At 68.0% G+C, this 23,959-nt stretch carries 17 protein-coding genes; 14 read left to right on the forward strand and 3 right to left on the reverse strand.

Annotated features, from left to right (window positions below; translation table 11 throughout):
* The first annotated feature begins 128 nt into the window (after nucleotides 1-128).
* Complete coding sequence (locus KT882_RS23390) at nucleotides 129-1,046, forward strand: sensor domain-containing diguanylate cyclase (RefSeq protein WP_228893442.1); 918 nt, start codon at nucleotides 129-131, stop codon at nucleotides 1,044-1,046.
* 39 nt (nucleotides 1,047-1,085) lie between these two features.
* Nucleotides 1,086-1,973, forward strand: a complete 888-nt coding sequence (gene ypfJ, locus KT882_RS23395) for a KPN_02809 family neutral zinc metallopeptidase (RefSeq protein ID WP_161074724.1) — start codon at nucleotides 1,086-1,088, stop codon at nucleotides 1,971-1,973.
* A 28-nt stretch (nucleotides 1,974-2,001) separates the two neighbouring features.
* Here ypfJ and KT882_RS23400 read toward each other — a convergent pair whose 3' ends face one another.
* Together KT882_RS23400 and KT882_RS23405 are read right to left on the reverse strand one after the other, a co-directional pair.
* Nucleotides 2,002-2,436: a hypothetical protein gene (locus tag KT882_RS23400; protein WP_161074723.1), complete on the reverse strand. Its 435-nt coding sequence runs from the start codon at nucleotides 2,434-2,436 to the stop codon at nucleotides 2,002-2,004.
* 93 nt (nucleotides 2,437-2,529) lie between these two features.
* Nucleotides 2,530-3,429, reverse strand: a complete 900-nt coding sequence (locus KT882_RS23405; RefSeq protein WP_228893443.1) for a helix-turn-helix transcriptional regulator — start codon at nucleotides 3,427-3,429, stop codon at nucleotides 2,530-2,532.
* Between the two features lie 164 nt (nucleotides 3,430-3,593).
* Between KT882_RS23405 and sigJ the strand changes: the two genes are divergently transcribed.
* Entirely contained in the window at nucleotides 3,594-4,478 is an 885-nt protein-coding gene (sigJ, locus tag KT882_RS23410) for an RNA polymerase sigma factor SigJ (RefSeq protein ID WP_228893444.1), read from the forward strand.
* A gap of 18 nt (nucleotides 4,479-4,496) precedes the next feature.
* Here the strand turns inward: sigJ and KT882_RS23415 are convergent, their stop codons facing one another.
* Nucleotides 4,497-7,577, reverse strand: coding sequence for a diguanylate cyclase (locus tag KT882_RS23415; protein WP_228893445.1), 3,081 nt, complete (start codon nucleotides 7,575-7,577; stop codon nucleotides 4,497-4,499).
* 123 nt (nucleotides 7,578-7,700) lie between these two features.
* Here KT882_RS23415 and KT882_RS23420 point away from each other — a divergent pair, with 123 nt between their 5' ends.
* The 11 genes from KT882_RS23420 to KT882_RS23470 all read left to right on the forward strand — a co-directional run bounded on the left by KT882_RS23420 (nucleotide 7,701) and on the right by KT882_RS23470 (nucleotide 23,931).
* On the forward strand, nucleotides 7,701-11,459 hold the full coding sequence (locus KT882_RS23420) for a response regulator (protein ID WP_161074834.1): 3,759 nt from the start codon (nucleotides 7,701-7,703) through the stop codon (nucleotides 11,457-11,459).
* Entirely contained in the window at nucleotides 11,456-12,586 is a 1,131-nt protein-coding gene (locus KT882_RS23425) for a response regulator (RefSeq protein ID WP_161074835.1), read from the forward strand. The genes KT882_RS23420 and KT882_RS23425 overlap by 4 nt, the downstream gene beginning before the upstream one ends.
* On the forward strand, nucleotides 12,583-14,154 hold the full coding sequence (locus tag KT882_RS23430; protein WP_161074836.1) for an ATP-binding response regulator: 1,572 nt from the start codon (nucleotides 12,583-12,585) through the stop codon (nucleotides 14,152-14,154). The genes KT882_RS23425 and KT882_RS23430 overlap by 4 nt, the downstream gene beginning before the upstream one ends.
* A gap of 196 nt (nucleotides 14,155-14,350) precedes the next feature.
* Nucleotides 14,351-15,598 (forward strand): efflux RND transporter periplasmic adaptor subunit, encoded by a 1,248-nt coding sequence (locus KT882_RS23435; protein WP_228893446.1) that lies wholly within the window; start codon nucleotides 14,351-14,353, stop codon nucleotides 15,596-15,598.
* 10 nt (nucleotides 15,599-15,608) lie between these two features.
* Nucleotides 15,609-16,274 (forward strand): ABC transporter ATP-binding protein, encoded by a 666-nt coding sequence (locus KT882_RS23440; RefSeq protein ID WP_161074838.1) that lies wholly within the window; start codon nucleotides 15,609-15,611, stop codon nucleotides 16,272-16,274.
* 9 nt (nucleotides 16,275-16,283) lie between these two features.
* A complete protein-coding gene (locus tag KT882_RS23445) occupies nucleotides 16,284-17,522 on the forward strand; it encodes an ABC transporter permease (protein ID WP_228893447.1) in 1,239 nt (412 codons plus the stop codon).
* On the forward strand, nucleotides 17,522-18,733 hold the full coding sequence (locus tag KT882_RS23450) for an ABC transporter permease (RefSeq protein ID WP_228893448.1): 1,212 nt from the start codon (nucleotides 17,522-17,524) through the stop codon (nucleotides 18,731-18,733). Before KT882_RS23445 ends, KT882_RS23450 begins: the two co-directional genes overlap by 1 nt.
* 10 nt (nucleotides 18,734-18,743) lie before the next feature.
* A complete protein-coding gene (locus KT882_RS23455; protein WP_228893449.1) occupies nucleotides 18,744-20,216 on the forward strand; it encodes a sigma-54-dependent transcriptional regulator in 1,473 nt (490 codons plus the stop codon).
* Nucleotides 20,216-21,556, forward strand: a complete 1,341-nt coding sequence (locus KT882_RS23460; protein WP_407682057.1) for a sensor histidine kinase — start codon at nucleotides 20,216-20,218, stop codon at nucleotides 21,554-21,556. The genes KT882_RS23455 and KT882_RS23460 overlap by 1 nt, the downstream gene beginning before the upstream one ends.
* 132 nt (nucleotides 21,557-21,688) lie before the next feature.
* Complete coding sequence (locus tag KT882_RS23465) at nucleotides 21,689-23,101, forward strand: L-cystine transporter (protein WP_228893451.1); 1,413 nt, start codon at nucleotides 21,689-21,691, stop codon at nucleotides 23,099-23,101.
* Nucleotides 23,102-23,169: 68 nt separating this feature from the next.
* Nucleotides 23,170-23,931: a histidine phosphatase family protein gene (locus tag KT882_RS23470; RefSeq protein ID WP_161074843.1), complete on the forward strand. Its 762-nt coding sequence runs from the start codon at nucleotides 23,170-23,172 to the stop codon at nucleotides 23,929-23,931.
* Nucleotides 23,932-23,959 lie beyond the last annotated feature (28 nt).

The raw sequence follows: 23,959 nt of genomic DNA on the forward strand, positions 1-23,959 counted from the left end.
AAGCTCAACCTGCATGCTATGCGAACCCGGCCGCAGGCGGCGCTATCTTGCCTTAAGGCCATACCTCTGCTACCGTTGCGGCGCTGCACAAAAATTGAATGCTAGTTAAACAAGACCCCGGATTTTCCATGCCGCACCTGCCTGCCCTGTCGAGCCAAGAGATTGCCTCGGTCCTGAAAGCCCTGCCCGACCCGGCCTTCCTGCTCACCCGCAGCGGCCGCTACGCGGCCATTTTCGGCGGGGCGGACGTGCGTTATTACGACGAGATCGGCTTTCTCGCGGGTAGAACCATGGCCGAGTTGCTGGTGCCGGCCAAGGCCGAGTGGTTTGTGGGCGAAATCCACAAGGCGCTGGCCACGCGCAGCCTGCACGTGGTCGAATACGGCCTGGACAGCGGCGACATCCTGTACAAGGGCAACCGGCCGCCGCTGAAAGCCAGCTGGTTCGAGGGCCGCGCGCAGGCGCTCGAATTCCAGGTGGACGGCGAGGACGCGGTGCTGTGGGTGGCCAGCAATATCACCGCGCGCCACCAGCTGGAAGCCCAGCTGCGCCTGCACAGCGAGATCGACGAGCTGTCCGGCCTGTACAACCGGCGCAAGCTGATGGGATCGCTGACCGAACATTATCAAGTGTTCGCACGCTACGGCACCCCGACCACGCTGCTGATCTTCGACATCGACCACTTTAAAAATATCAACGACCAGTTCGGCCATCTGTTCGGCGACAAGGCCATCCGCGCCGCCGCCGACGTCTGCCGCGACGAGCTGCGCAGCACCGACTTCCCGGCCCGCCTCGGCGGCGACGAATTCGTGGTGCTCATGCCGCACACCAACCGCGACCAGGCCGCCCCCATCGCCGAAAGGCTGCGCCTGCGCGTGGCGGAGGCCTTGCTGCGCCTGGGCGCGGTGGGCGGCGGCGCCACCATCAGCGGCGGCCTGAGCGAGTTCCTTGCGGGCGACGCCCACGCCGAGGACGTGCTCAAGCGTGCGGACGACGCACTGTACCGCGCCAAGCGCGGCGGCCGCAACCGCATTGCTAGCGTATAGTGGCTACAAACCTATAAGACTGCAGAACAGGAGCACGCCATGAAATGGGAAGGCAACCGCGAGAGCGACAACGTTGAAGACCGGCGCGGCGATGGCGGCGGCGGCGGTGGCGGCTTTGGCCTGGGCGGCCGCTCCATCGGCATCGGCACCGTGGTGCTGGCGCTCATCGGCTCGTATGTGTTCGGCGTGAATCCGCTCACGATGCTCAGCCTGCTCAGCGGCGGTGGCGGCGGTCCGGCCCAGGTGCAGCAGCAGGCGCCGTCGCACACGCCTCCCGCGTCCGACCGGCAAAGCAAGTTCGTCAGGGTGGTGCTGGCCGACACGGAGGACGTGTGGACCGAGCTGTTCCGCGCCAAGGGCGGCAGCTACGTCAAGCCCAGGCTGATCCTGTTCAGCGGCAGCACCGATACCGCCTGCGGCACCGGCCAGTCCGCCACCGGCCCCTTCTACTGCCCCGGCGACCAGCAAGTGTATATCGACCTGAGCTTCTACCGGCTGATGCAGGAACGCTTCCACGTCAACGGCGAGTTCGCGCAAGCCTATGTGATCGCGCACGAAGTGGGCCACCACGTGCAGCACGTGACCGGCATTTCGGACAAGGTGGACCAGCAGCGCCGCCGCGCTTCCGAGCGGCAGGCCAATGCGCTGTCGGTGCGGCTGGAATTGCAGGCCGACTGCTTCGCCGGCGTGTGGGCCTTCCACGCCAACCGCTCACGCAGCATACTGGAGCAGGGCGACGTGGAAACGGCGCTGAGCGCCGCCACCGCCATCGGCGACGACGCGCTGCAGCGCCAGTCCCAGGGCCGCGTGGTGCCGGACTCCTTCACGCACGGCAGCTCGGAGCAGCGCGTGCGCTGGTTCAAGCGCGGCCTGGAAAGCGGCGACACCGGCCGCTGCAACACCTTCGACGCCCAGCAGCAGCTGTAAGCCACCCGGGCGCCGCCGCGCGCCCTTGTTAGCGGAAGGCCACCCGCATCAGCGTATCCTGCGCAGGCATGCCGGCTATGCTGCGGCCAGGCACCACCATCAGCAGCTCGCCGCCGATGCCGCTGCCGATGCCCGTATCCAGGTCGATGCGCACTTTCAGTTTCTGGTCCAGCGCCACAAAGGTATTGTGCGCCACGGCCACCACTTGGTGCTCGTCCATGTCGCCCACCTGGGCGTACATGCGGCTGCCTTTTTTCGTCAGCGTCAGCACCTGCCCGTTCGACAAGTCATAGCCGCCTTTGTAGCTGCCGAATTCCATATCTGTCAGGTACACGCGCTGCGTGGGCGCCTCGATCGCCGAGATTGTCTGCGCCGGCGCCGGGATGGTCACCGTTTCGCTCTGCTGCGCTACCGCGCCCACGCATGCTGCGCCCATCAATGCCGCCAATAGTAATTTTTTCATGATATGCACCATCCCTGGATAACTGGATTAAGGTTCGCGCCGGCCTGTGTGCACCGGTCGAACCCATTGTAGGCAGGCATGCTGGTGCTGGCGTCATCCGACTGAATGAGGCGGCAGCAAAGTCGCCGTGGAACCGTGGATCAGCGCGATCAGTTCGCCCTGCCGCCGCGTGGACGTCTTGCCGTAGACCCGGTGCAAATGGGTCTTCACGGTGTTCACGCTCACGCTGCTGGCCGCCGCAATGTCCTCCAGCGAAGCGCCCGCCGCCAGCGCGCAGCTGACCGCCGCCTCGGCCGGCGTCAGCTCGAACAGCTGCTGCAGTACGGCGGCCGATGCGGTCACCGCCTCCGGATCGCGCGCCATGACGATGGCGCAGGCGCGCCCGCCGGCGGCGCCGCCCGCCAGCATGAACGGCGCCACGGACAGCGTCAGCGGCAGGCGGCCGCCGCGCGGCAGGCACAGCGACTGCGTGCCCTGCGCCGGCCCGCCCAGGTTGTCCGGCTCCAGGCAGCGCACCGCGCGCCGCACCATGTGCGCCAGCGTTTGCGCGCCGCGCGAGGCGGTCTGCGCCAGCCGCGCGCCGCGCAGCTGCAGCGGCGACTCGGCGCCGAACAGCAAGCCGGCAGCGCCGTTCGCGTACAGCACCGTCAGGCCGCTGTCCAGCAGCACCACCGCCGTGGCCAGCGCGTCCAGCGCGGCCACGCTGCAATGCTCCGCCAGGTCGTTATGGGCCAGGCGGCTGCGCAATTTCAGCGCGCGTTCCAGGTGGGGCTTCAGCACACCCATCCAGCCGTTGTCCTCGCTGGCGACGGCGGCCACGGCGCCGGCGCTGGCCTGCAGCATTGCTGCGGCGCTGCCGGCGCCATTGGCGCCATTGGCCCCGATGGCGGCGGCGATATCCTCGCACAGGGCGGGCCAATGTTCTTCGTGCAGGGCCGCTTCATACAAACGGCCGATCAAGTCATATTGCAAAGCCAGTTCTTTTTCTTGCATGGTGCCTCCTACTACTGCTTCCGCACCTAGCAGCTTAGGACGCAGCACCTGAAATTTCCACGACAAAGGTAACAATCGGTATTTTTATCGATGATGGCGGCGCTGCCAGTTACACTGGAAACGTATATGTCACAATAGCTGTATCGCTTTTTCACCGTCCCGCCATGCCACAAGCCGCCACCCCTTCCGCCCTCGCCTTCTCCGCGCTGCGTCCGCGCCTGTTCTCGATCGCCTACCGCATGCTGGGCGTGCGCGCCGACGCAGAGGACGTGGTGCAGGACGCCTGGCTGCGCTGGGACGGCAGCGACCAGGCCGCGCTGCAATCGCCCGAGGCCTGGCTGGTCACCATCGTCACCCGGCTTGCGCTCGACCGCCTGCGCGTGGCCAAGGCCGAGCGCGAATCCTATGCCGGCTGGTGGCTGCCGGAACCGCTGGTGGAAATGGACGAGCGCACACCGGAAACACAGGCGGAAATGGCCGGCGAACTGGGCGTAGCCTTCATGTGGGTGCTGGAACGCCTGTCGCCGGACGAGCGCGCCGCCTTCCTGCTGCGCCAAGTGTTCGACTACGACTACGGCGAAGTGGCGGCGCTGCTGGGCAAAAGCGAAGCGGCCTGCCGCCAGATGGTGCACCGGGCGCAAGAGCGCGTGCAGCAGGACAAGAAGCGTTATGGGGTAAACAACGAAGCACACCGCAGCCTGCTGGGCAAATTCCTGGACGCGGCGCACACCGGGCAGGCCGCCGCCATCCAGGCGCTGCTGGCGGCAAATGTGGAGCTGGTGAGCGACGGCGGCGGCAAAGTGCCGTCCTTCCCGCGCATTATCCACGGCATGGGCGCCGTGACGCGCCTGTTCTGCCGCACGCTGGACAAGTATCCAGGCCAGGTGGAATACCGCACCGCCATGCTGAACGGCGAGCCGGGCTTCCTGCGCTACATCGGCGGCAAGCTGGAATCGGCGCAGGCCATCCTGGTGGTGGACGGTCTTATCGCCGGCATCTACGCGGTGCGCAATCCGGACAAGCTGACCGGCGTGCCGCAGACCATCTAAGCAGGCCGGCCTGGTAGCTCAGGCCAGCACGCAGCGGTTGCGGCCGTCCGCCTTGGCGCGGTACAGCGCCTGGTCGGCCGCGTGCATCAGCGCCGCCGCGCCGCCTGCGCCCTCCTTGGCGCCGTCCACCGCAGCTCCTTGCGCCGGCACGATGGACGCCACGCCCACGCTGGCCGTCACCCGGCCGAAGGATGACAGCGCGTGCGGCAGCGCCAGCGCCTCCACGGCCAGCCGCAGGCCGTCCGCCATGCGCAGCGCTTCCTCGGGCGACACGCCGGGCGCGATAAAGACGAACTCCTCGCCGCCGTAGCGCGCCACCAGGTCGCCCGCGCGGTGCAGGCCACCCGCCAGCGCCTGCGCCACGCGGCGCAGGGTGTCGTCACCGGCGGCGTGGCCGTAGTGGTCGTTATAGGGCTTGAAGAAATCCACATCGAACATGGCCACCGCCAGCGGCTCGCCGCGCCGCGCCGCGCGCCGCCACTCGCGCGCCAGCGCGTCGTCGAAGCTGCGCCGGTTGGCAATGCCGGTCAGCGCGTCCGTGGCCGACAGCGCCGCCAGCTTCTGGTTGGACTCCTGCAGCGCGCGGGTACGTTCGGCCACGATGCTTTCCAGCCGGGTGGCGCGCGAGGTCAGGCTGCGCACGCGCCAGCGGTACAGCAGCGCCAGCAGCGACACGGCCGCCACGGCAGCCGCCGCGCGGAACCACCAGGTTTGCCACAGCGGCGGCGTAATGGTGATCGGCAGCGTCACCTCGGCCTTGCTCTCCACGCCTTTGTTGTTGCTGCCCATCAGGCGGAAGCGGTAGCTGCCCGGGTTCAGATTGGTGTAGGTGGCGGCGGGACGGCTGGCGTCGGCCTGCACCCAGTCCTGGTCGAAGCCCTCCAGCTTGTAGCGGTAGCCGTTGCGTTTGGGCTCGGCGTAATGCAGCGCCGCGAACTCGATGGTGAGCACGTCCGCGTTCCACGGCAAGGTGAGCGACTGCGGCGCCGTCAGGCTGCCTTCCAGCGTCACGCCCGGCGGCGCCGCGCCCGGCCGGAGCGGCTTGTTGAACAGGCTGATGCCGGTAATGGCCAGTTGCGGCGGGCGCGATACGCTGCTGTGTATCGCAGGGTTGACGCTGGTGATGCCGCTGGTGCTGCCGAAATACAGCCTGCCGTCGCTGCCGCGCACCGACGCGTCCAGGTAGAAGCCCTCGGTCAGGCCGTCCTCCACCGAGTAGTTGGTCACGTTCTCGCTCAGCGGCTCCAGCTTGGACATGCCGGCAACAGTCGTCACCCACAGCATGCCGGCACGGTCGGACTGTATCGCTTCCACCATTTGCGTGCCCACGCTGCCTTTGTGGCTGTAGCGCTTCACCTCCAGCTTGCCGTCGCGGATGCGGATGCGGTTCAGGCCGCGCGCGGTGCCCACCCAGATGGCGCCGCTGGCGTCCTCGTGCAGGCAGCTGATGCGGTCGCTGCTCAGCGTGTCGGCGCGCGCCGGGTCGCTGCGCACGCGGGTGAACTTGCCGGTTTCCGGGTCGCGCACGTCCAGCCCGCCACGGAAGAATTCCCCGGTCCAGACCCGGCCCGCGCTGTCCTCCATCAAGGTGGTCACGCCGTCCACGCTGCGGCTGCCGGGGTCGGCCGGGTCATGCGCGTGCACGGTGTGCGCGCCGCTGGCAATATCGTAGCGCACCAGGCCGGCGCTGGTGCCCAGCCACAGCAGGCCGCCGCGCCCGGGCGCGATGCGGTTGATGAAGTCGATGGCGCCGCTGCCGAAATGGATGGCCTGGAAGGGGCCGTCCAGCTTGTCCAGCCGGTTCAGGCCGCGCGAGGTGCCCGCCCACAGCGGACCGCCCGGCTGCTGGTACAGGCTGTAGATGACGTTGTTGCTCAGTGTGCCGGGCCGCTTCGCATCGGCCGCGTAGTGGCGCAGCAGCTTGCGCTCGGCGGGATCGAACAGCACCAGGCCGTCGTCCACGCCCAGCCACAGCCTGCCCTGCGGCGCCGCGCCCAGGCTGCGCACGAAATTGCTGGCCTTGAACACGTCCGGCGCCACGTCGCGCGGCACGATGCGCTCAAAGCCGTGGTAGCCCAGGTTGGCGCGGCTCACGCCGTCGGTGAAGCTGCCCACCCACAGCGTGCCTGTGCGGTCGTGCATGGTCAGGTTGATGGCGTTGGTGGACAGGCTGTGGCTGTCCTCGGCGCGCCGCTGGTAGACCTGGAAGTCCCCGGTTTCGCGGTCCCAGCGCCACACGCCGGCGGTGCGGGTGCTGATCCACAGGTCGCCGCTCAGGTCCTCGTCCATATGGGTCACGCGGCCGGTCTGCTGCGGCAGGCGGCGCCGCGTTTGCCACGGTTCGCCGGCCTTCCAGACCACCAGGCCGTCGTCCGTGCCTATCCACAGCTTGCCGGCGCTGTCCGCGTGCAGCGAGCGCACGTCGTTGCCCTTCACGCTGGGCGCGGCCTCGTCGTCCACGCGGTAGTGCACAAAGCTCTCGCTGCCCGGCGCCAGGTAGTCCAGGCCGCCCGGCCAGGTGCCGGCCCAGACGCCGCCCTTGGCGTCCATGGCCAGCGCGTTGATGTCGTTGTGCGCCAGGCTGTCCGGCCGCGCCGGGTCGTGCTGGTAGATCTTGAAACGGCCCGTTTTCGGGTCGAAGCGCTGCAAGCCGCCCCAGGTGGCCAGCCACATGCCGCCGGCACCGTCGCTGATAATGCGGCGCACGATGCGGTAGTTCTTCGGCCCCGAGTCCGGCACGTAGCGGATAAAGCCGTTGGTGGCCGGGTCGTAGCGCACCAGGCCCTCGTCGGTGCCGGCCCAGATGCGGCCCTGCTCGTCGTTGTACAGCGCGGCGATGCGCCCGCCCGGCAGGCTGCGCGGGTCGAGCGGGTCATTCTGGTAGTGTACCGACTGGCGGCCGTCGTAGCGGAACAAGCCGCCCTCGATGGTGCCTATCCACACGAAACCCTGCCGGTCCTGCAGCATGGAGACGATGGACTGCGCGTCGGAGCCCAGCGTGTCGATGCGCTTGAAAGCCAGCGCCTGCGGCGCGGCGGCGGCAGGTGGCGGGCCGGCGGCGGCCAGCAGGAAGGCAAGAAGGGTCGGCGCGAGTTTCATGGTCGCAGCCAGTATAAGCACAGAGCTTTCAGTCAAGCAACAGCCCGACATATAAATATCGCCATCCGCCCACGGCGTTGAATTTTCGTTATACTTTCCTCAAGTAAAGCAAATCCGGCCGCAATGAACGTTCATCATCCGTCCCCGTCACCGGCGCAAGAACCGCGCGCCAGCGCCCGCAAGCTGCTGCAGCGCGCGCTGCGGCCGCGCAACGCCACGCTGCGCTGGGCCGCGCTGGCGGTCGGCATGGCGGCGGCGTGCGTGCTGGCGCAGCGCCAGCTGGTGTTCCAGCAGCACCGCAGCGAACTGGCCGCCGCCACCACCGAACTGGCCGCCCGCGTGCAGGGCGAAAGCAGCGAGAACAAGGTCATCGGCGGGGCTATCCTGATGGGCCTGGTCGAATCCAGCATCAAGCAGTTGCTGAACGGCGAACTGGCCTTCGACTCCAACGAGATCCACGCCGACTTCGCCGCCATCATCGACCAGTACGGCGCCGACAACGTCTTCGTGGTCTCCGGCGACGGCACCACGCTGGCCTATCTGAACCGGGAAGGCAAGGCCACCGGCCTGGGGCGCAACCTGGCGTTCCGCCCCTACGTGCGGCGCGCGCTGGCAGGCCAGGCCACGGTCTACCCCGCCATCGGCGGCACCTCGCACGAGCGCGGCCTGTATTTCGCCGCCCCTGTCCACGGCGGCAACAGCCGCGACACCCCCATCACCGGTGCCTACGCCGTCAAGATGCCGGTGGCCGACATCGACCGCCTGCTCGACAGCACCGACGACCCGGTGCTGCTGCTGTCGCCCGACGGCGTGGTCTTCGCCAGCAACCGCGCGCCCTGGCTGCTCAAGCTGGCCGGGCAAGTGAGCGTGGAGCGGCGCGAGGAGCTGGTGCGCGGCAAGCAGTTCGGCGCCCTGTTCGACGACGACGGCCCCGAGCACCTGCCCTTCAACCTGGACAGCGGCGCGGTATGGCTGAACGGCTCCTTCCACGCGGTCGCCTCGGCGCAGCTGAACTGGCCGGACGACAGCGGCGGCCACTGGCGCGTGCTGCGCCTGCAGGACCGCAACGCCTGGCTGCCGCTGTGGCGCGACCTGGCCGCAGCCGCCGCGGCGCTGCTGGCCATGTGGCTGCTGGCACTGGTGGTCACCGGCCGCCAGCGCCAGCAGGAAACCACCCGCCGGCTGCGCTTCGAGAACGAGAAGCGCATGCGTGAAATCACCAACAACCTGCCGGTGGCCGTGTACCAGTTCCGCGTGGGTCTGGACGGCAAGCCCGTGTTCAACTTCATGAGCCCGGCCATTACCGCCATCACCGGACTGCAGGCCAACGACGTGCTGGCCAATGGCAGCGTGCTGTTCTCGCTGCTGGACCCGGACAGCCGGGACGGCGCGGGCGGACTGCTGTCGCAAGTGTCCGAAGCGGCGCTGCACCAGTTGCCGCTGCACCGCCGGCTGGCCTTTGGCGGCGGCCACGCGGGCGGCGGCAACGGCCATCTGGGCACGCGCTGGGTGGAGCTGCACTGCAGCTGCGCGCGCCAGCCGGACGGCCAGGACGTATGGAACGGCTACCTGGCCGACGTCACCGCCGAACACATTGCGGCGCAGGCGCTGGGCGCGGCCAAGCAGGCGGCGGAAGACGCCACGCGCAGCAAGTCCATGTTCCTGGCCAATATGAGCCACGAGATCCGCACGCCGATGAACGCCATCATCGGCATGAGCCACCTGGCGCTGAAAACCGGTCTCACGCCACGCCAGCACGACTATGTGCAGAAGATCCAGCGCGCCGGCCAGCATCTGCTGGGCATCATCAACGACATCCTGGACTTCTCCAAGATCGAGGCCGACAAGCTGCAGGTGGAGCACACGCCCTTCGAGCTGGGCCAGGTGCTGGAGAACGTCAGCACGGTCATCGCGGACAAGATAGCCGCCAAAGGCCTGGAGCTGGTGTTCGACGTCGCCAGCGACGTGCCGGACAGCCTGGTGGGCGACCCGCTGCGCCTGGGCCAGATCCTCATCAACTACGCCAACAACGCCGTCAAGTTCACCGAGCGCGGCGAGGTGGACATCATCGTGCGCGTGCAGGCCAGCTCCGCCGGCAAGGTGCTGCTGCGCTTCGCCGTGCGCGACACCGGCATAGGCCTCACGCAGCAGCAGATGGCGCAGCTGTTCCAGAGCTTCCAGCAGGCCGACTCCTCCACCACCCGCAAGTACGGCGGCACCGGCCTGGGCCTGGCAATCTCCAAGAAACTGGCGGAGCTGATGGGCGGCGCGGTGGGCGTGGAGAGCGAGCATGGCAAGGGCTCCACCTTCTGGTTCACCGCCAGCCTGGCGATAGGCGCCGGCGAGCGCCGCCTGCTGCTGCCGCATCCGGACCTGCGCGGGCGCCGCATCCTGGTGGTGGACGACAACGACAGCGCGCGCGCCGTACTGACGGGCATACTGGAGTCGATGCGCTTCGCCGCCAGCGCCGTGGCCTCGGGCGCGGAAGCGCTGGAGCGGGTGCGCGCCACGGCCGGCACGCCGGAAGCGTTCGACGTGGTGCTGCTGGACTGGCAGATGCCCGGCATGAACGGCCCGGAAACCGCCGCCGCGCTGCAGGCGCTGGCACGCGAACTGCAACTGGAACGCCCGCCGCGCCTGGCCATGGTGACCGCTTTCGGCCGAGAGGAAGTGATGGCGCAGGCGCGCGCCGCCGGCATCGAGGACGTGCTGATCAAGCCGGTCAACGCCTCGGTGCTGCTGAACACCCTGATACGCCTGCTCGGCGGCGAGTACGAAAACGCTGCGGACAACGCAAGCCTGGTGGGACTGCCGCTGCTGCAGTCCACCGCCGAGGCGCTGAGCACCATCGCCGGCGCGCGCGTGCTGCTGGCGGAGGACAATGAACTGAACCAGCAGGTGGCCACCGAACTGCTGCTCGACGCCGGGCTGCTGGTGGACGTGGCCGGCAACGGACTGGCGGTGCTGGACATGGTGCGCAAGGAGCGCTACGACATCGTGCTGATGGATATGCAGATGCCGGAAATGGACGGCATCGAAGCCACCCGCAGGCTGCGCGCCATGCCCGAGCTGGACGCACTGCCCGTCGTCGCCATGACGGCCAACGCCATGCAAAGCGACCGCGCACAGTGCCTGGAGGCCGGCATGGTCGATTTCGTCAGCAAGCCTATCGAGCCGGACGAACTGTGGCGCGCCCTGCTGCGCTGGATACCGCCGCGCCATGCGGCAGGCAATGAAGCGGTGGGAGCGGGGGCAGCAGCAGCGGCGGCCGAAGACGACTGCGGCCTGCCCGCCGCCATTCCCGGGCTGGACATGCAGGCCGGCCTGCGCCGCGTGCTGGGCAAGCGGCCACGCTACCTGGCCATGCTGCGCGGCTTTGTCGCCAACCAGTCCGGCGCGGACGCGCGCATCGCCGCCGCCATTGCCGTGGGCGACAACGGCGACGCTGAACGCCTGGCCCACACCCTCAAAGGCCTGGCCGGCAATATCGGCGCGGACGCCCTGCAGCAAGCCGCTGCGGCGCTGGAGCACGCCATCAACGCGGGCGGCGCCACCGGCGAACTGCAAGCCGCACTGGCGCAGGAGCTGGCAGTCCAACTGGCCGCCATCGCCGCCGCCCTGCCCCCGGAATCGGGCGCCGCAACAGATGCAGCAAATGCAGCGGGTACGCCGCCCGCCATCGACACCGCCCTGCGCGACGACGTCCACGCCCAGCTGGTCCGCCTGCTGGCCGACGACGACGCCCAGGCCGAACGCGTACTGCTAGAACACCAGGCGCTGCTCGCCAGCGCCTACCCCCACCACATCCGCCGCCTTCAGCAAGCTATCGGCCAGTTCGACTTTGAAACGGCGCTGGCCGTTCTTGAGGAAGTGCAACCATGACCCAATCTACCGGTTTCCCGCGCAAACCCGTCATCCTCGTGGTGGACGACACCCCCGACAATCTCTCGCTGATGAGCGGCCTGCTGTCGGGCGACTACACCGTCAAGGTGGCCCCGAACGGCGCCAAGGCGCTGAAGATTGCGCACGGCGACACCCAGCCCGACCTGATCCTGCTCGACATCATGATGCCGGAAATGGACGGCTACGAAGTCTGCCGCCAGCTCAAGGCCGACCCGCTCACCGCCGCCATCCCCATCATCTTCCTGACAGCGAAATCCGAAACCCGGGACGAGCAGCTCGGCTTCAAGCTGGGCGCGGTGGACTACATCACCAAACCTATCAGCCCGCCCATCGTGCTGGCGCGCGTGCGCACCCACCTGACGCTGAAAGCCTCGTCCGACTTCCTGCGCGACAAAAACGCCTACCTGGAGCAGGAAGTGGAGCGCCGCACCGGTGAAGTGCGCGCGCTGCAGGACGTCACCATCCTCACCATGGCCTCGCTGGCAGAGACGCGCGACAACGACACCGGCAACCACATCCTGCGCACGCAGTGGTACGTGAAGCTGCTGGCCGACCACCTGCGCCACCACCCGCGCTTTGCCGCCGAACTCACACCCGCCTACATCGACGTGCTGTTCAAGTCCGCGCCGCTGCACGACATCGGCAAGGTCGGCATACCGGACCGCATCCTGCTCAAGCCCGGCCGCTTCGAGCCGGACGAATGGGAAATCATGAAGACCCACTGCGCGCTGGGGCGCAACGCCATCGTACACGCCGAACACCGCCTGGGCGTGGACGTGCCCTTCCTCAGCTGCGCCAAGGAGATCGCCTACTCGCACCAGGAAAAGTGGGACGGCAGCGGCTATCCAGAAGGCCTGGCCGGCGACGCCATCCCCTTGTCCGCCAGGCTGATGGCGGTGGCCGACGTGTACGATGCGCTGATCTCGCGCCGCGTCTACAAGGAAGCGATGCCGCACGCGCAGGCCGTGGCGCTGATGCGGGAAGGACGCGGCAGCCACTTCGACCCCGACATCCTGGACGCCTTCGTGGCCTTGGAAGCCGAATGCAAAGCCATCGCCGACCGCTACATCGACAGCGATGAAGACCTGAAGCCACGCACGCAATGAACCTCGAAAAATTCAACTTCCTGGTGGTGGACGACGTCCCCGCCATGTGCCAGATCACGGCCAACCAGCTGCGCGCGCTGGGCGCGCTCGACGTGCAGACCGCCAGCAACGGCGCGGACGCCTTGCGCCTGCTGCAAAGCCGCCCCATCGACCTGGTGCTGTCGGACTGGAACATGCCGCTGATGGACGGCCTGGAACTGCTGCGCCATATCCGCGCCGACGAAAAGCTGGCCGGCATCCCCATGGTGATGGTCACGGCGGAAGCGGACCGCGACCGCATTGCGCAAGCCATTACCAGCGGCGTGTCCGACCTGCTGGTCAAGCCCTACACGCGCCAGCGCCTGGAAGACAAGATCGCCGGTGCGCTCAGCCGCCGCGTGCGCGTGCCCGGCGCAGCACCAGCCGCAGCCTCCGCCGCCGCAGCGGCGCGTCCGCAAAGCCAGGCGGCCGCCCCGCAGCCCACCCTGCTGGTGGTGGACGACACGCCGGAAAACCTGCGCCTGATCGCAGACCTGTTCGAAGGCCAGTACCGCGTGCGCGTGGCGCACAACGGCCCCAAGGCGCTGGCCATGTGCAGCTCGGACAACCCGCCCGACCTGGTGCTGCTGGACGTGATGATGCCCGGCATGGACGGCTTCGAAGTGGCGCAGCGCATGCGCGAGCATCCGGGCAGCGCACACATCCCCATCATCTTCGTCACCGCGCTGACCGACGAGGCGGCGCGGCGGCGCGGCCTGACCCTGGGCGCGGTCGATTTCGTCAGCAAACCGGTGGACCCGGACGTGCTGCAGCTGCGCGTCAACAACTTCATGCGCTACATCGCCGTGCACCTGCAGCGCCAGGCCGAATACGACGCGCTGCTGGAAACGGCCCGCCTGCGGGAAGACGTGGAACGCATGCTGCGGCACGACATCAAAGGCCCGCTGGCCGGCGTGCTCGGGCTGGCGCAGCAACTGGCGCAGCAGCTCGCCAACCCGTCCGCCGCCCAAACCGCTGCGGACCACGCGCAGCAAGCCCAGCTCATCGCCGCCACGGCGCAGCAGGCGCTGGACACCGTCAAGCTCTCGGCCGACCTGTTCATGATAGAAACCGGCACCTTCCAGCTGGTGGCCGAGCCGCTGGACCTGTCCGCAGCGCTGCACAAGGTGGCGCACGCCGTGCGCGCCGCCTGCGCAGGCAGCAACGTCGCCATTACCGTGGACGCCCCCGCCGGCGCCGGCCACGCGCTGGGCGACGCCACGCTGTGCCAGGCCATTTTGCACAACCTGGTGAAGAACGCCTGCGAAGCCGCCGCCGCCGTGCCGGGCGGCCAGGTGGCCATCAAGCTGCACGACGGCGGCCCGCTGGTGGTCACGATAGACAACAGCGGCGCCGTGCCCGCCGCCATGCGCGAGCGCTTCTTCGAGCGCTACGCCTCCTTCGGCAAGCAAGGCGGCAGCGGCATCGGCACCTACTCGGCCCGCTTGCTGGCCGAAGCGCAAGGCGGCAGCCTCGCCATGAGCACGGACGACGGCCGGAACAGCACCACCCTGACGGTAACGCTGCCGCGCGCAGTAGCCCCCGCCTGACCGAAGCGGTTCGGCAAAGCCACTGCCCGGATCCGGGCAGTGCTGCCCCGAGGCGGGCAATCCGCGACGGCAGCGCGCCCCCGCGCAGCCCCATGCTGCGCATGCAAGCCCTTGATTCCACGGCGGATTCTCCGCCGCCCCGTCCTTGGCACGGCCTTTGCAATGGAAGCTGCATTCTTTTGCTGAACGCCGCCACATGGACACTGCCCTCGCCCCCGACATCATCCGCCGCCGCCGGCGCCGCACGCTGGCTGCAGCCGCCGCCGCGCTGGCACTGGCCTGCGCCGCCGCGTGGGGCATCAACCGTGCGGCCGGTCCCAGCGTGAGCCTGAGCGATATCGCCGTGGCCGAGATCCGGCGCGGCAGCATCGCCAACACCGTCAGCGCGGCCGGCGTGGTGGTGCCGGAACACGAGGAACTGGTGCCCAGCCCCATCCAGAGCCGCGTGGCCAAGGTGCACGCCAAGCTGGGGCAGCAGGTGGCGGCCGGCGAACTGCTGCTGGAACTGGACGACCGCAACGTGCGCCTGGCGCTGGACGGCATCCGCGAGCAGATTGCGCAGCAGGACAACCGCATCCTCGGGCTGACGCTGGACATGGACCAGAAGCGCAAGCAGTACGCCAGCGCCATCGAGCTGCTGGAGCTGGACCTGCAAAGCACGCGCGCCAAGCGCGAACGCTACGCCACGCTGCGCGCCGTGGGCGCCGTCTCCGGCGAGGACATGCTGACGGCGGAACTGAACGTGCAGCGCACCGAGGTGCAGCTGCGCCAGCAGAAGGAACTGATAGAGGACAACCGCCGCAGCACCGCCAGCGGCGTCGAAGGCGCGCGGCTGCAGAAGTCCATCCTGCAAAAGCAGCTGGACCAGCAGCGGATCCTGCTGGCGCAGACCCAGGTGTGCGCACCCTTCGCCGGCATGCTGACCTCCCTCGCCGCCGAGGAAGGCGCCGCCGTCGCCGTGGGCCAGCTGGTGGCCAAGGTGTCCGACCTGGGCAACTACCGCGTGGAGGCCACGCTGTCCGACTTCCACACCCGTTTGCTCAGCCCCGGCCAGGCCGTGCGCGTGGAACAGGGCAAGCAGGTGCTGGCGGGCCGCGTGCACACCATCCTGCCCGAGATCCAGAACGGCACCGTCAAGCTGCTGGTGGCGCTGGAGCAGCCCAGCCACGCCCTGCTGCGCAACAAGCTGCGCGTGGACGTGAACATCGTCACCGAACAAAAAACCAACGTACTGGTGGCCGACAGCGGCCCGGCCTTCAACGGCAAGGGACGGCAGGCCGTGTTCGTGCTGCGCGGGGGCACGGCGCACAAGGCCATGCTCGACATCGGCGCCAGCGACGGCAAGGCGGTGGAGATCGCCGGCGGCGCGCAGGCGGGCGAGCGCGTCATCATTTCCGACGTCAGCCGCTACAAGGAACTCGACAGCATACGCATTCAACAATAAGGGAAAAACCATGATACAGCTGGAAAAAGTAAGCAAGACCTACCAGACCGACAAGGTGGAAACGCTGGCGCTGAAGGATATCGACCTACACGTGAAGGAGGCCGAATTCGTCTGCATCATGGGACCTAGCGGCTGCGGCAAGAGCACCCTGCTCAACCTGATCGGCCTGCTGGACCGCCCCGGCGCGGGCGCCATCCGCGTGGGCGGCGCGCCGGTGAAATCCTACCGCGACAAGGACGTGGCCACGCTGCGCAACCGCACCTTCGGCTTCATCTTCCAGAACTTCCACCTGATAAGCGACCTGCGCGTGATCGACAACGTGGAACTGCCCCTGCTCTACCGCGCCAACATCACGGCGGCCGAGCGCAAGCGCCTGGCGCGCGAGGCGCTGGAAAAGGTGGGTCTGGGCGCGCGCATGGAACACTACCCCAACCAGCTCTCCGGCGGACAGCAGCAGCGCGTGGCGATCGCGCGCGCCATCGTGGGCCGTCCGCAGGTGCTGCTGGCCGACGAACCGACCGGCAACCTCGATAGCAAAATGGGCGCGGAGGTGATGGACATCCTGCTCAAGCTGAACGCCGAAGGCACCACCGTGGTGATGGTGACGCACGACGAAACGGAAGCGCGCCGCGCCAACCGCATCGTGCGCGTGTTCGACGGCCAGCTGGTCGCGTAAGGAGGCCGCATGCTGCGCAACTATCTGCTCACGGCCTTCAAGGTCTTCATGCGGCGCAAGCTGTTCACCGCCATCAACCTGGCCTGCATCATGCTCACGCTGGTGGTGCTGCTGGTGGTGACGGCGCTGCTGCAAAACGCTTTCCAGCCCAGCGGCGTGGAAGGCCGCAGCAACCGCTACCTGCAGGTGCACATGCTGGAGTCTCGCCTCGCGGGCGAACACAAGGTGCGCCGCAGCCCGCTGGGCTACAAGCTGATCGAAAAATACCTGAAGCCGATGAAGACCGCCCAGCTGGTGGCCGCCGTCACCGGCCCGGAGGATGTTTCGGTCTACCAGGGCGACCGCGTCAGCCAGCTGCTGCTGCGCCGCGCCGACGCCGAATACTGGCAGATCCTGGACTTCAAGGTGCTGGCCGGCCGCGTGCTGAACGCGGACGATATGGCGCAAGGCCGCATGGCGGCGGTCATCAACGAATCGAGCGCGCGCAAGCTGTTCCCGGGTACCGCCGCCGTGGGCCAAAAGATCAACGCCGGCGGCCAGGTGTTCGAGGTGGTGGGGGTGGTGGAGGACGCGCTGCAACTGAACGCACTATCCGACATCTGGGCGCCCATCACCACCTTCCCTTCCAGCGAATACCGCACGCAGATGTCTGGCGAGTTCACCGCCCTGCTGCTGGGCCGCACCGAAGCCGACCTGCCGCTGATCCAGCAGGAAGTGGAACGCATCGCCCGCAGCGTGCAGTTCGACGACCCGCGCGAGTGGAACTCGGCCCGCTTCTGGGCCGACACCAAGCTGGGACTGTTCTCGCGCATGGTGACGCAAAGCGAAGGCGCCGACTCCGGCTCGGCCATGGTGCTGGCGGTCATCAGCGTGCTGATGCTGCTGTTCATGCTGCTGCCCGCGCTGAACCTGGTGAACCTCAACATGGGCCGCATCATGGAGCGCAGCAGCGAGATCGGCGTGCGCAAGGCCTTCGGCGCCACCAGCGCCCAGCTGGCCGGCCAGCTGCTGCTGGAGAACGTGCTGCTGTGCCTTGCAGGCGGCGCGCTTAGCCTGCTGTGCACCTGGGGCGTGCTGGCGTGGCTGGAAGCGTCCGCCCTCATCCCCTACTTGAAAGTGCAATTGAACTTCACCGTGTTTGCCTACGGCCTGCTGGTCACCATCGTGTTCGGGCTGCTGTCCGGCGTGGCGCCGGCCTGGAAAATGTCCCGCCTCGATCCTGTCCACGCCCTGAAGGGAGCCGCCTGATGCTGCGCCACCTGCTTAAACTGATCTGGAAGCGCAAATCGCGCAACCTGATGCTGACGCTGGAAATCCTGCTGGCCTTCGTGCTGGTGTTCGCCATCGCCGCCTTCGCCGCGCGCAGCTGGCAGCTCTACCGCATGCCGCTGGGCTTCCAGCACGCCACCGTATGGGCGGTCACCATCCAGACCGGCAAGGACGAGGCGCAGAAGGACGACGAGCCGCTGCGCGGCCAGTTCCGGCGTGTGCTGGAAGCCATGCCGGAAGTGGAACAGGCGGCCTTCACCACCTTCGCGCCCTTCCAGAACTCGGACATGCGCAGCACCTTCCAGGTGCCGGGCGGCCCCACCATGCCCGCCTCCTTCATTGAGGCGAGCGACGAGGCCTTCTCCGTGCTGGGCATGTCGCTCGAAGCGGGCGACTGGTACTCGGCGGCGGACGATGGCGCCGCCGCTGGCGCGGTGGTGATCAACCGCCGCTTCGCCGAGGCGCTGTTCCCGGGGCCGGACGCCGTGCGCGCGGCAGTAGGCAAGACCTTCATCACCAGCACCAGCAGCTCGGCCGAGCCGGAGCGCTACCGCGTGCGCGGCGTGGTGGAGGACTACCGGCGCGGCGGCGAGTTCGGCACGCCGTCCAATTTCATGTTCCTGCGCTACAGCCCGAGCGGCACCGTGCATGGCCTGCGCACCATCCTGCTGCGCCTGAAGCCGGATACGCCGCGCGCCTTCGAGGCTGCCTTGCAGCGCCAGCTCAAGGGCGTGCGCGGCAACTGGTCGTACACGGTGGCGCCGCTGAGCGACCTGCGCGCCAGCAAGCACAAGATGGACATGGCGCCGCTGATGGTGCTGTCGGTGGTGGCGGCCTTCCTGCTGCTGATGGTGGCCTTCGGCCTGTTCGGCGTGCTGTGGCAGAACACCACGCGGCGCATCCCCGAAATCGGCCTGCGCCGCGCCGTGGGCGCCAGCGCGGGCGACATCTGCCGCCAGATCATCGCCGAACAGTTCCTGCTCAGCAGCGTGGCCATGCTGGCCGGCCTGGCGCTGCTGGTGCAGCTGCCGCTCACCGGCGCGCTGGGCGCCAGCCTGAACTGGCCGGTGTTTTTTGTGGCCGCTGCGCTGGCGATGCTGATTATCTATCTGCTATCCTTGCTTTGCTCGCTATACCCCGGCTGGCGCGCCAGCCGCCTGAGCCCCACCGACGCACTGCATTACGAATAGAACGATATCAATGGAATCATCACGCAAGCCCCGCATCCTCATCATCGACGACGACAGCGCCGTGCTGGTCTCCCTGGCCCTGCTGCTCAAGCAGTCCGGCCTGGACCCGCACAGCTGCGACGACCCGCGCCAGGCACTGGCGCTGCTGGCCGCCGAACCGTTTGACCTGGTGCTGCAGGACATGAACTTCTCGCTGCAGACCAGCGGCGAGGAAGGCCTGGCGCTGCTGGGCCGCATCCGCCAGCAGCACCCCGCAATGCCGGTGCTGCTGATGACGGCCTGGGGCTCGATTGCGCTGGCGGTGAAAGGCATGCAGGCCGGCGCGGCCAACTTCTTCACCAAGCCGTGGGACAACGCGCAGCTGGTGGAGCTGATACGCGCCACGCTGGAGCTGGGACAGCGCAATGCCGCAAGCGATGCAGCAGCGGATGCGGCGGGCGATGCGGGTTATGCGGGCGCGCAGCCCGCCCTCACGCGCGCCGCGCTGGACCGCCAGTTCGACTTTAGCGGCATCATCGGCGAGCACCCTGCCCTGCTCAAGCTGCTGGCCACTGTGGGCCAGGTGGCGGCCACGCGCGCGCCGGTGCTGATCCTGGGCGAAAGCGGCTGCGGCAAGGAGCTCATTGCCGACGCCATCCACCGCAACAGCCCGCGCGCCGCGCAGGCGCCGGTGAAGATCAATATGGGCGCCATCACGCCCTCGCTGTTCGAGAGCGAAATGTTCGGCCACGTGCGCGGCGCCTTCACCGACGCCAAGGCCGACCGCAAGGGCCACGTGGCGGCGGCGCACGGCAGCACGCTGTTCATGGACGAAATCGGCGAGCTGGACCGGGCCGGCCAGGTGAAGCTGTTGCGCGTGCTGCAGGACCAGAGCTACCTGCCCGTGGGCGCCAGCCGCAGCGAGCAGGCGGACATGCGCGTGGTCTCCGCCACCAACCGCGAACTGGCGGAACAGGTGGCGTCCGGCGAGTTCCGCGAAGACCTGTACTACCGGCTCAACCTCATCACGCTGCGCTTGCCGCCGCTGCGCGAACGCCGCAGCGACATTGCGCTGCTGGCGCGCCATATCACGGCCGAGGTGGCGGCCAGCTACGGCCTGGCCGACGTCAGCCTGGCGCAGTCCGCGCTGGACTGGCTGGGCGCGCAGCCCTGGCCCGGCAATATCCGCCAGCTGAAGCAGACGCTGGAGCGCACCATGCTGTTGTCCGGCAAGCGCATGCTGGCGCAGGCGGACTTCGTGGACGCCGAACAGCGCGACGCCGCCGCCGCGCGCGGCTCGGGCCTGGACGTGGACGGCATGACGCTGGAACAGGTCGAACGCCACATGATAGAAAAGGCGATGGAGCAGCACCAGGGCAATATCTCGCGCGTATCCAAGACGCTGGGACTGAGCCGCAACGCCCTGTACCGCCGGCTCGAACGCCACGGCATGGGCAGCGCGCCGGGCGACGCGGACGGCGGAAGCGCAGGCGCGGGAACATGATGGGCTTGCGGCGCCGCCTGCAGCTCTACCTCGCCACCCTGCACCTGCTGCTGTTGGCCCTGGTGCTGCTGCACTACCGCGCGCAGCCGCTGGTCTTTATCGGCCTGGAGGCCGCGCTGCTGGCCAGCTGGGCGCTGGGTTTGCGCCTGATACGCCAGGCGCTCGAGCCGCTGGCCTACACCCAGCGCTTCCAGGGCCTGCTGCAAGACCAGGACTACGCCGCGCGCCTGCGCAGCTCCGCCAGCACGGAACAGGGCGAGCTGGGCGAACTGCTCAAGCTGTTCAACGGCATGCTGGACGCGCTCTACCAGGAGCGCCTGCGCGTGGGCGAACAGCAAGGCTTCCTCGACCGCCTGCTGGAAGCCACGCCCAGCGCGGTGGTGGTGTACGACTTCGACGGCCGCATCAGCCTGGCCAACGCCAGCGCCAGCGCCCTGCTCGGCCTCAACGCGCCCGAAGGCAGCACGCTGCGCAGCCACAGCCTGCTGGAGCAGCTGGACGCGCTGCCGCTGGGCGAAAGCCGCTTGTTGAGCGACCAGGACGGCCGCCGCTACCGGGGCCAGCGCGGCCAGTTCTACGACCGTGGCTTCGCGCGCCACTTCCTGCTGATAGACGAACTGACGGCCGAGCTGGCGGACTCCGAACACGCCACCTATGAAAAAATGATACGCGTGCTGGGCCACGAGGTGAACAACACCGTGGCCGCCACCGCGTCCGTGCTGGAATCGCTGCTGTACTACCGCAGCCAGCTGGCCGAGCGCGACGCGGAGGACTTCAGCACCGCCATCGTGGCGGTCAAGAAACGCAATGTGCGGCTGGGCGAGTTCATCGAGCGCTTTACCCGCGTGGTGAAGATGCCGGCGCCCGAGCTGCGCCCCGCCGCGATCGGCGCCATCCTGGACGACATCGTGGGCCTGTACCGCGAGCCCTGCCGCAGCCGTGGCATAACGCTGGCGTGGACGCGCCGCGACGAGGTGCCGCTGCTGCCCATGGACAGCCAGCTCATGGAGCAAGCCCTGCTCAACCTCGTCAAGAACGCCATGGAGGCGGTGGAAGCGGCCATGCAGGAACAGGGCCTGCAAAGCGGCCACGTCCACCTGTCGCTTACGGCGGCCGGCGATGGACGCGGCGCGCGCCTGAGCATCGCCGACTCGGGCGACCGCCTGGGCGGCGTGCCGGCCAGCCAGCTGTTCACGCCCTTCTTCACCACCAAGAAAGGCGGCCAGGGCATAGGCCTGCTGTTCGCGCGCGAAGTGCTGAACCGGCACGGCTACGCGCACAAGCTGGCCTCCACCGGCGCGGGCGAAACCAGTTTCGATATCTGGCTTGCGCCTGCCTGAAGCATTTTTCCAACAAAAAACAGATATGGAAATACGCAAATATTCCATAGGGCAACCGGCCCCTGCCGCACAAGCCTCGGGATTTCCCATTAAAATGGCCCGGCTTATTGTTTTTCCTTATAAGGCCGGCCCATGGCAATCAATGTAATCCTCAACCTGGCGGTGACGCTCGCGCTGCTCGCCTTCATGATTACCCAGCAGCGCAAGAACGCCAGCTTCACCGTGCGCGTATTCAGCGGCCTCGGCCTGGGCGTGCTGCTGGGCGCCGGCCTGCAAGCCATCTACGGCGCGGCCAGCCCGGAGCTGAAAACCACCACCGACTACCTGGACATTATCGGCACCGGCTACGTGAAGCTGCTGCAGATGATTATCATGCCGCTGATTATGGTGTCCATCATCGGCGCCATACTCAAGCTCAGGAACGCGTCCTCGCTGGGCAAGATCAGTGCGCTGACCATAGGCACGCTGATCGCCACCACCATCGTGGCGGCCGGCATCGGCATCCTGATGGCCAAGGTGTACGGCCTGAGCGCGGTCGGCATCACCGCCAACGCGGCCGAAGCGGCGCGCGGTGCCTATCTGCAAGGCAAGCTGGGCGATGCGCAGGCCATCAACCTGCCCGGCATGCTCATCAGCTTTATTCCCGCCAATCCCTTCCTCGACCTGACCGGCGGGCGCAAGACCTCCACCATCGCGGTGGTGATCTTCTCCATCTTTATCGGCATCTCGGCCATCGGCATCCACGACAAGAAGCCGGAGCTGTTCGCCTCCTTCGACCACTTCATCAAGGTGGCGCACGCCATCGTCATGCGCATGGTCACGCTGGTGCTGCGCCTGACACCCTACGGCGTGTACGCGCTGATGGCGGTCCTGGTGGCCAGCTCCAGCTATGCCGACATCCTCAAGCTGATCAGCTTCGTGCTGGCCTCGTACAGTGCGCTCATCCTCATGTTCTGCGTGCACCTGGCGCTGGTGTCGGCGGCCGGCCTGCATCCGCTGCGCTATGTGCAGAAGATCTTCCCGCTGCTGGCCTTCGCCTTCACCTCGCGCAGCAGCGCCGGCGCCATTCCCATGAGCGTGCAGACGCAAACGCGCCGCCTCGGCACCTCCGAAGGCATCGCCAACTTTGCGGCCTCGTTCGGCGCCACCATAGGCCAGAACGGCTGCGCCGGCATCTACCCGGCCATGCTGGCGGTGATGATCGCCCCCACCGTGGGCGTGGATCCGTTCACGGCCGCCTTTATCGCGCCGCTGCTGGCCATTATCGCCATCGGCTCGGTGGGCGTGGCCGGCGTGGGCGGCGGCGCCACCTTCGCGGCGCTGATCGTGCTGTCCTCCATGAACCTGCCGGTGGCGCTGGCGGGCTTGCTCATTTCCATCGAACCGCTGATCGACATGGGCCGCACCGCGCTCAACGTCAGCGGCTCCGTCACGGCCGGCGCCCTCACCAGCCGCGTGCTGGGCGAAACCGATATGGCCGTGTTCAACAGCAACGCCGAACTGGGCGAGGAAGCCGACGCCGGGCAGGACAGCAAAGCCGCCTAAGCACGCTTGCGCCGCGCTTTTGTAAATTCGTCTAGCATGGGCTGCACGACGTTACGGGAGCGGCCGGCATGGAACAAAAGTGGCCCCAGCAGATCTGGCTGGTGCGGCATGGACAGAGCGCAGGCAATGTGGCGCGCGAAGCCGCCGAAGCGGCCTCGCAGTTCCTGATCGACATAGCCCACCGGGATGTCGACGTGCCGCTGTCCGAACTGGGCCAGCGCCAGTCGCGCGCACTGGCGGCCTGGTTCGGCGCCCTGCCCGCCGATCAGCAGCCCGAGGTGGTGCTGCACTCCCCCTATGTGCGCGCCAGCGGCACCGCCGCCGCCGTGATTGAACAGCTGGGCCGCGCGCGCCTGACCGTGATCGCCGACGAGCGCCTGCGCGAAAAAGAGTTCGGCATACTGGACCGGCTCACGCCGCTGGGCATTGCCGACAAATTCCCCGAACTGGCCGAGCAACGCCGGCACGTGGGCAAATTCTATTTCCGTCCGCCGGGCGGCGAAAGCTGGTGCGACGTCATCCTGCGCCTGCGCAGCGTGCTCGACACCATCACGCGCGAGTACCGGGGCGAACGCGTGCTCATCGTCGGCCACCAGGTCATTGTGAACTGCTTCCGCTACCTGCTGGAACGCATGGACGAGGCCGAGATCCTGGCGGTGGACCGCGATGCGGACGTGCCCAACTGCGGCGTGACCTCCTATCTGTTCGACCCGGCGGCGGGCAAGCACGGCAAGCTGGTGCTGCAGGCGGCCAACTTCGTGGCGCCGCTGGAAGACAGCGGCACGCCGGTGACGGCCAAGCCGGACATGCCGGCCGCGCCCAAGTCCTGAGCGCCGCAGAGCCATACCGGGAGCCAGC

The organism is Pseudoduganella aquatica (assembly GCF_020865585.1).
Classification (GTDB): Bacteria; Pseudomonadota; Gammaproteobacteria; order Burkholderiales; family Burkholderiaceae_D; genus Rugamonas; species Rugamonas aquatica_A.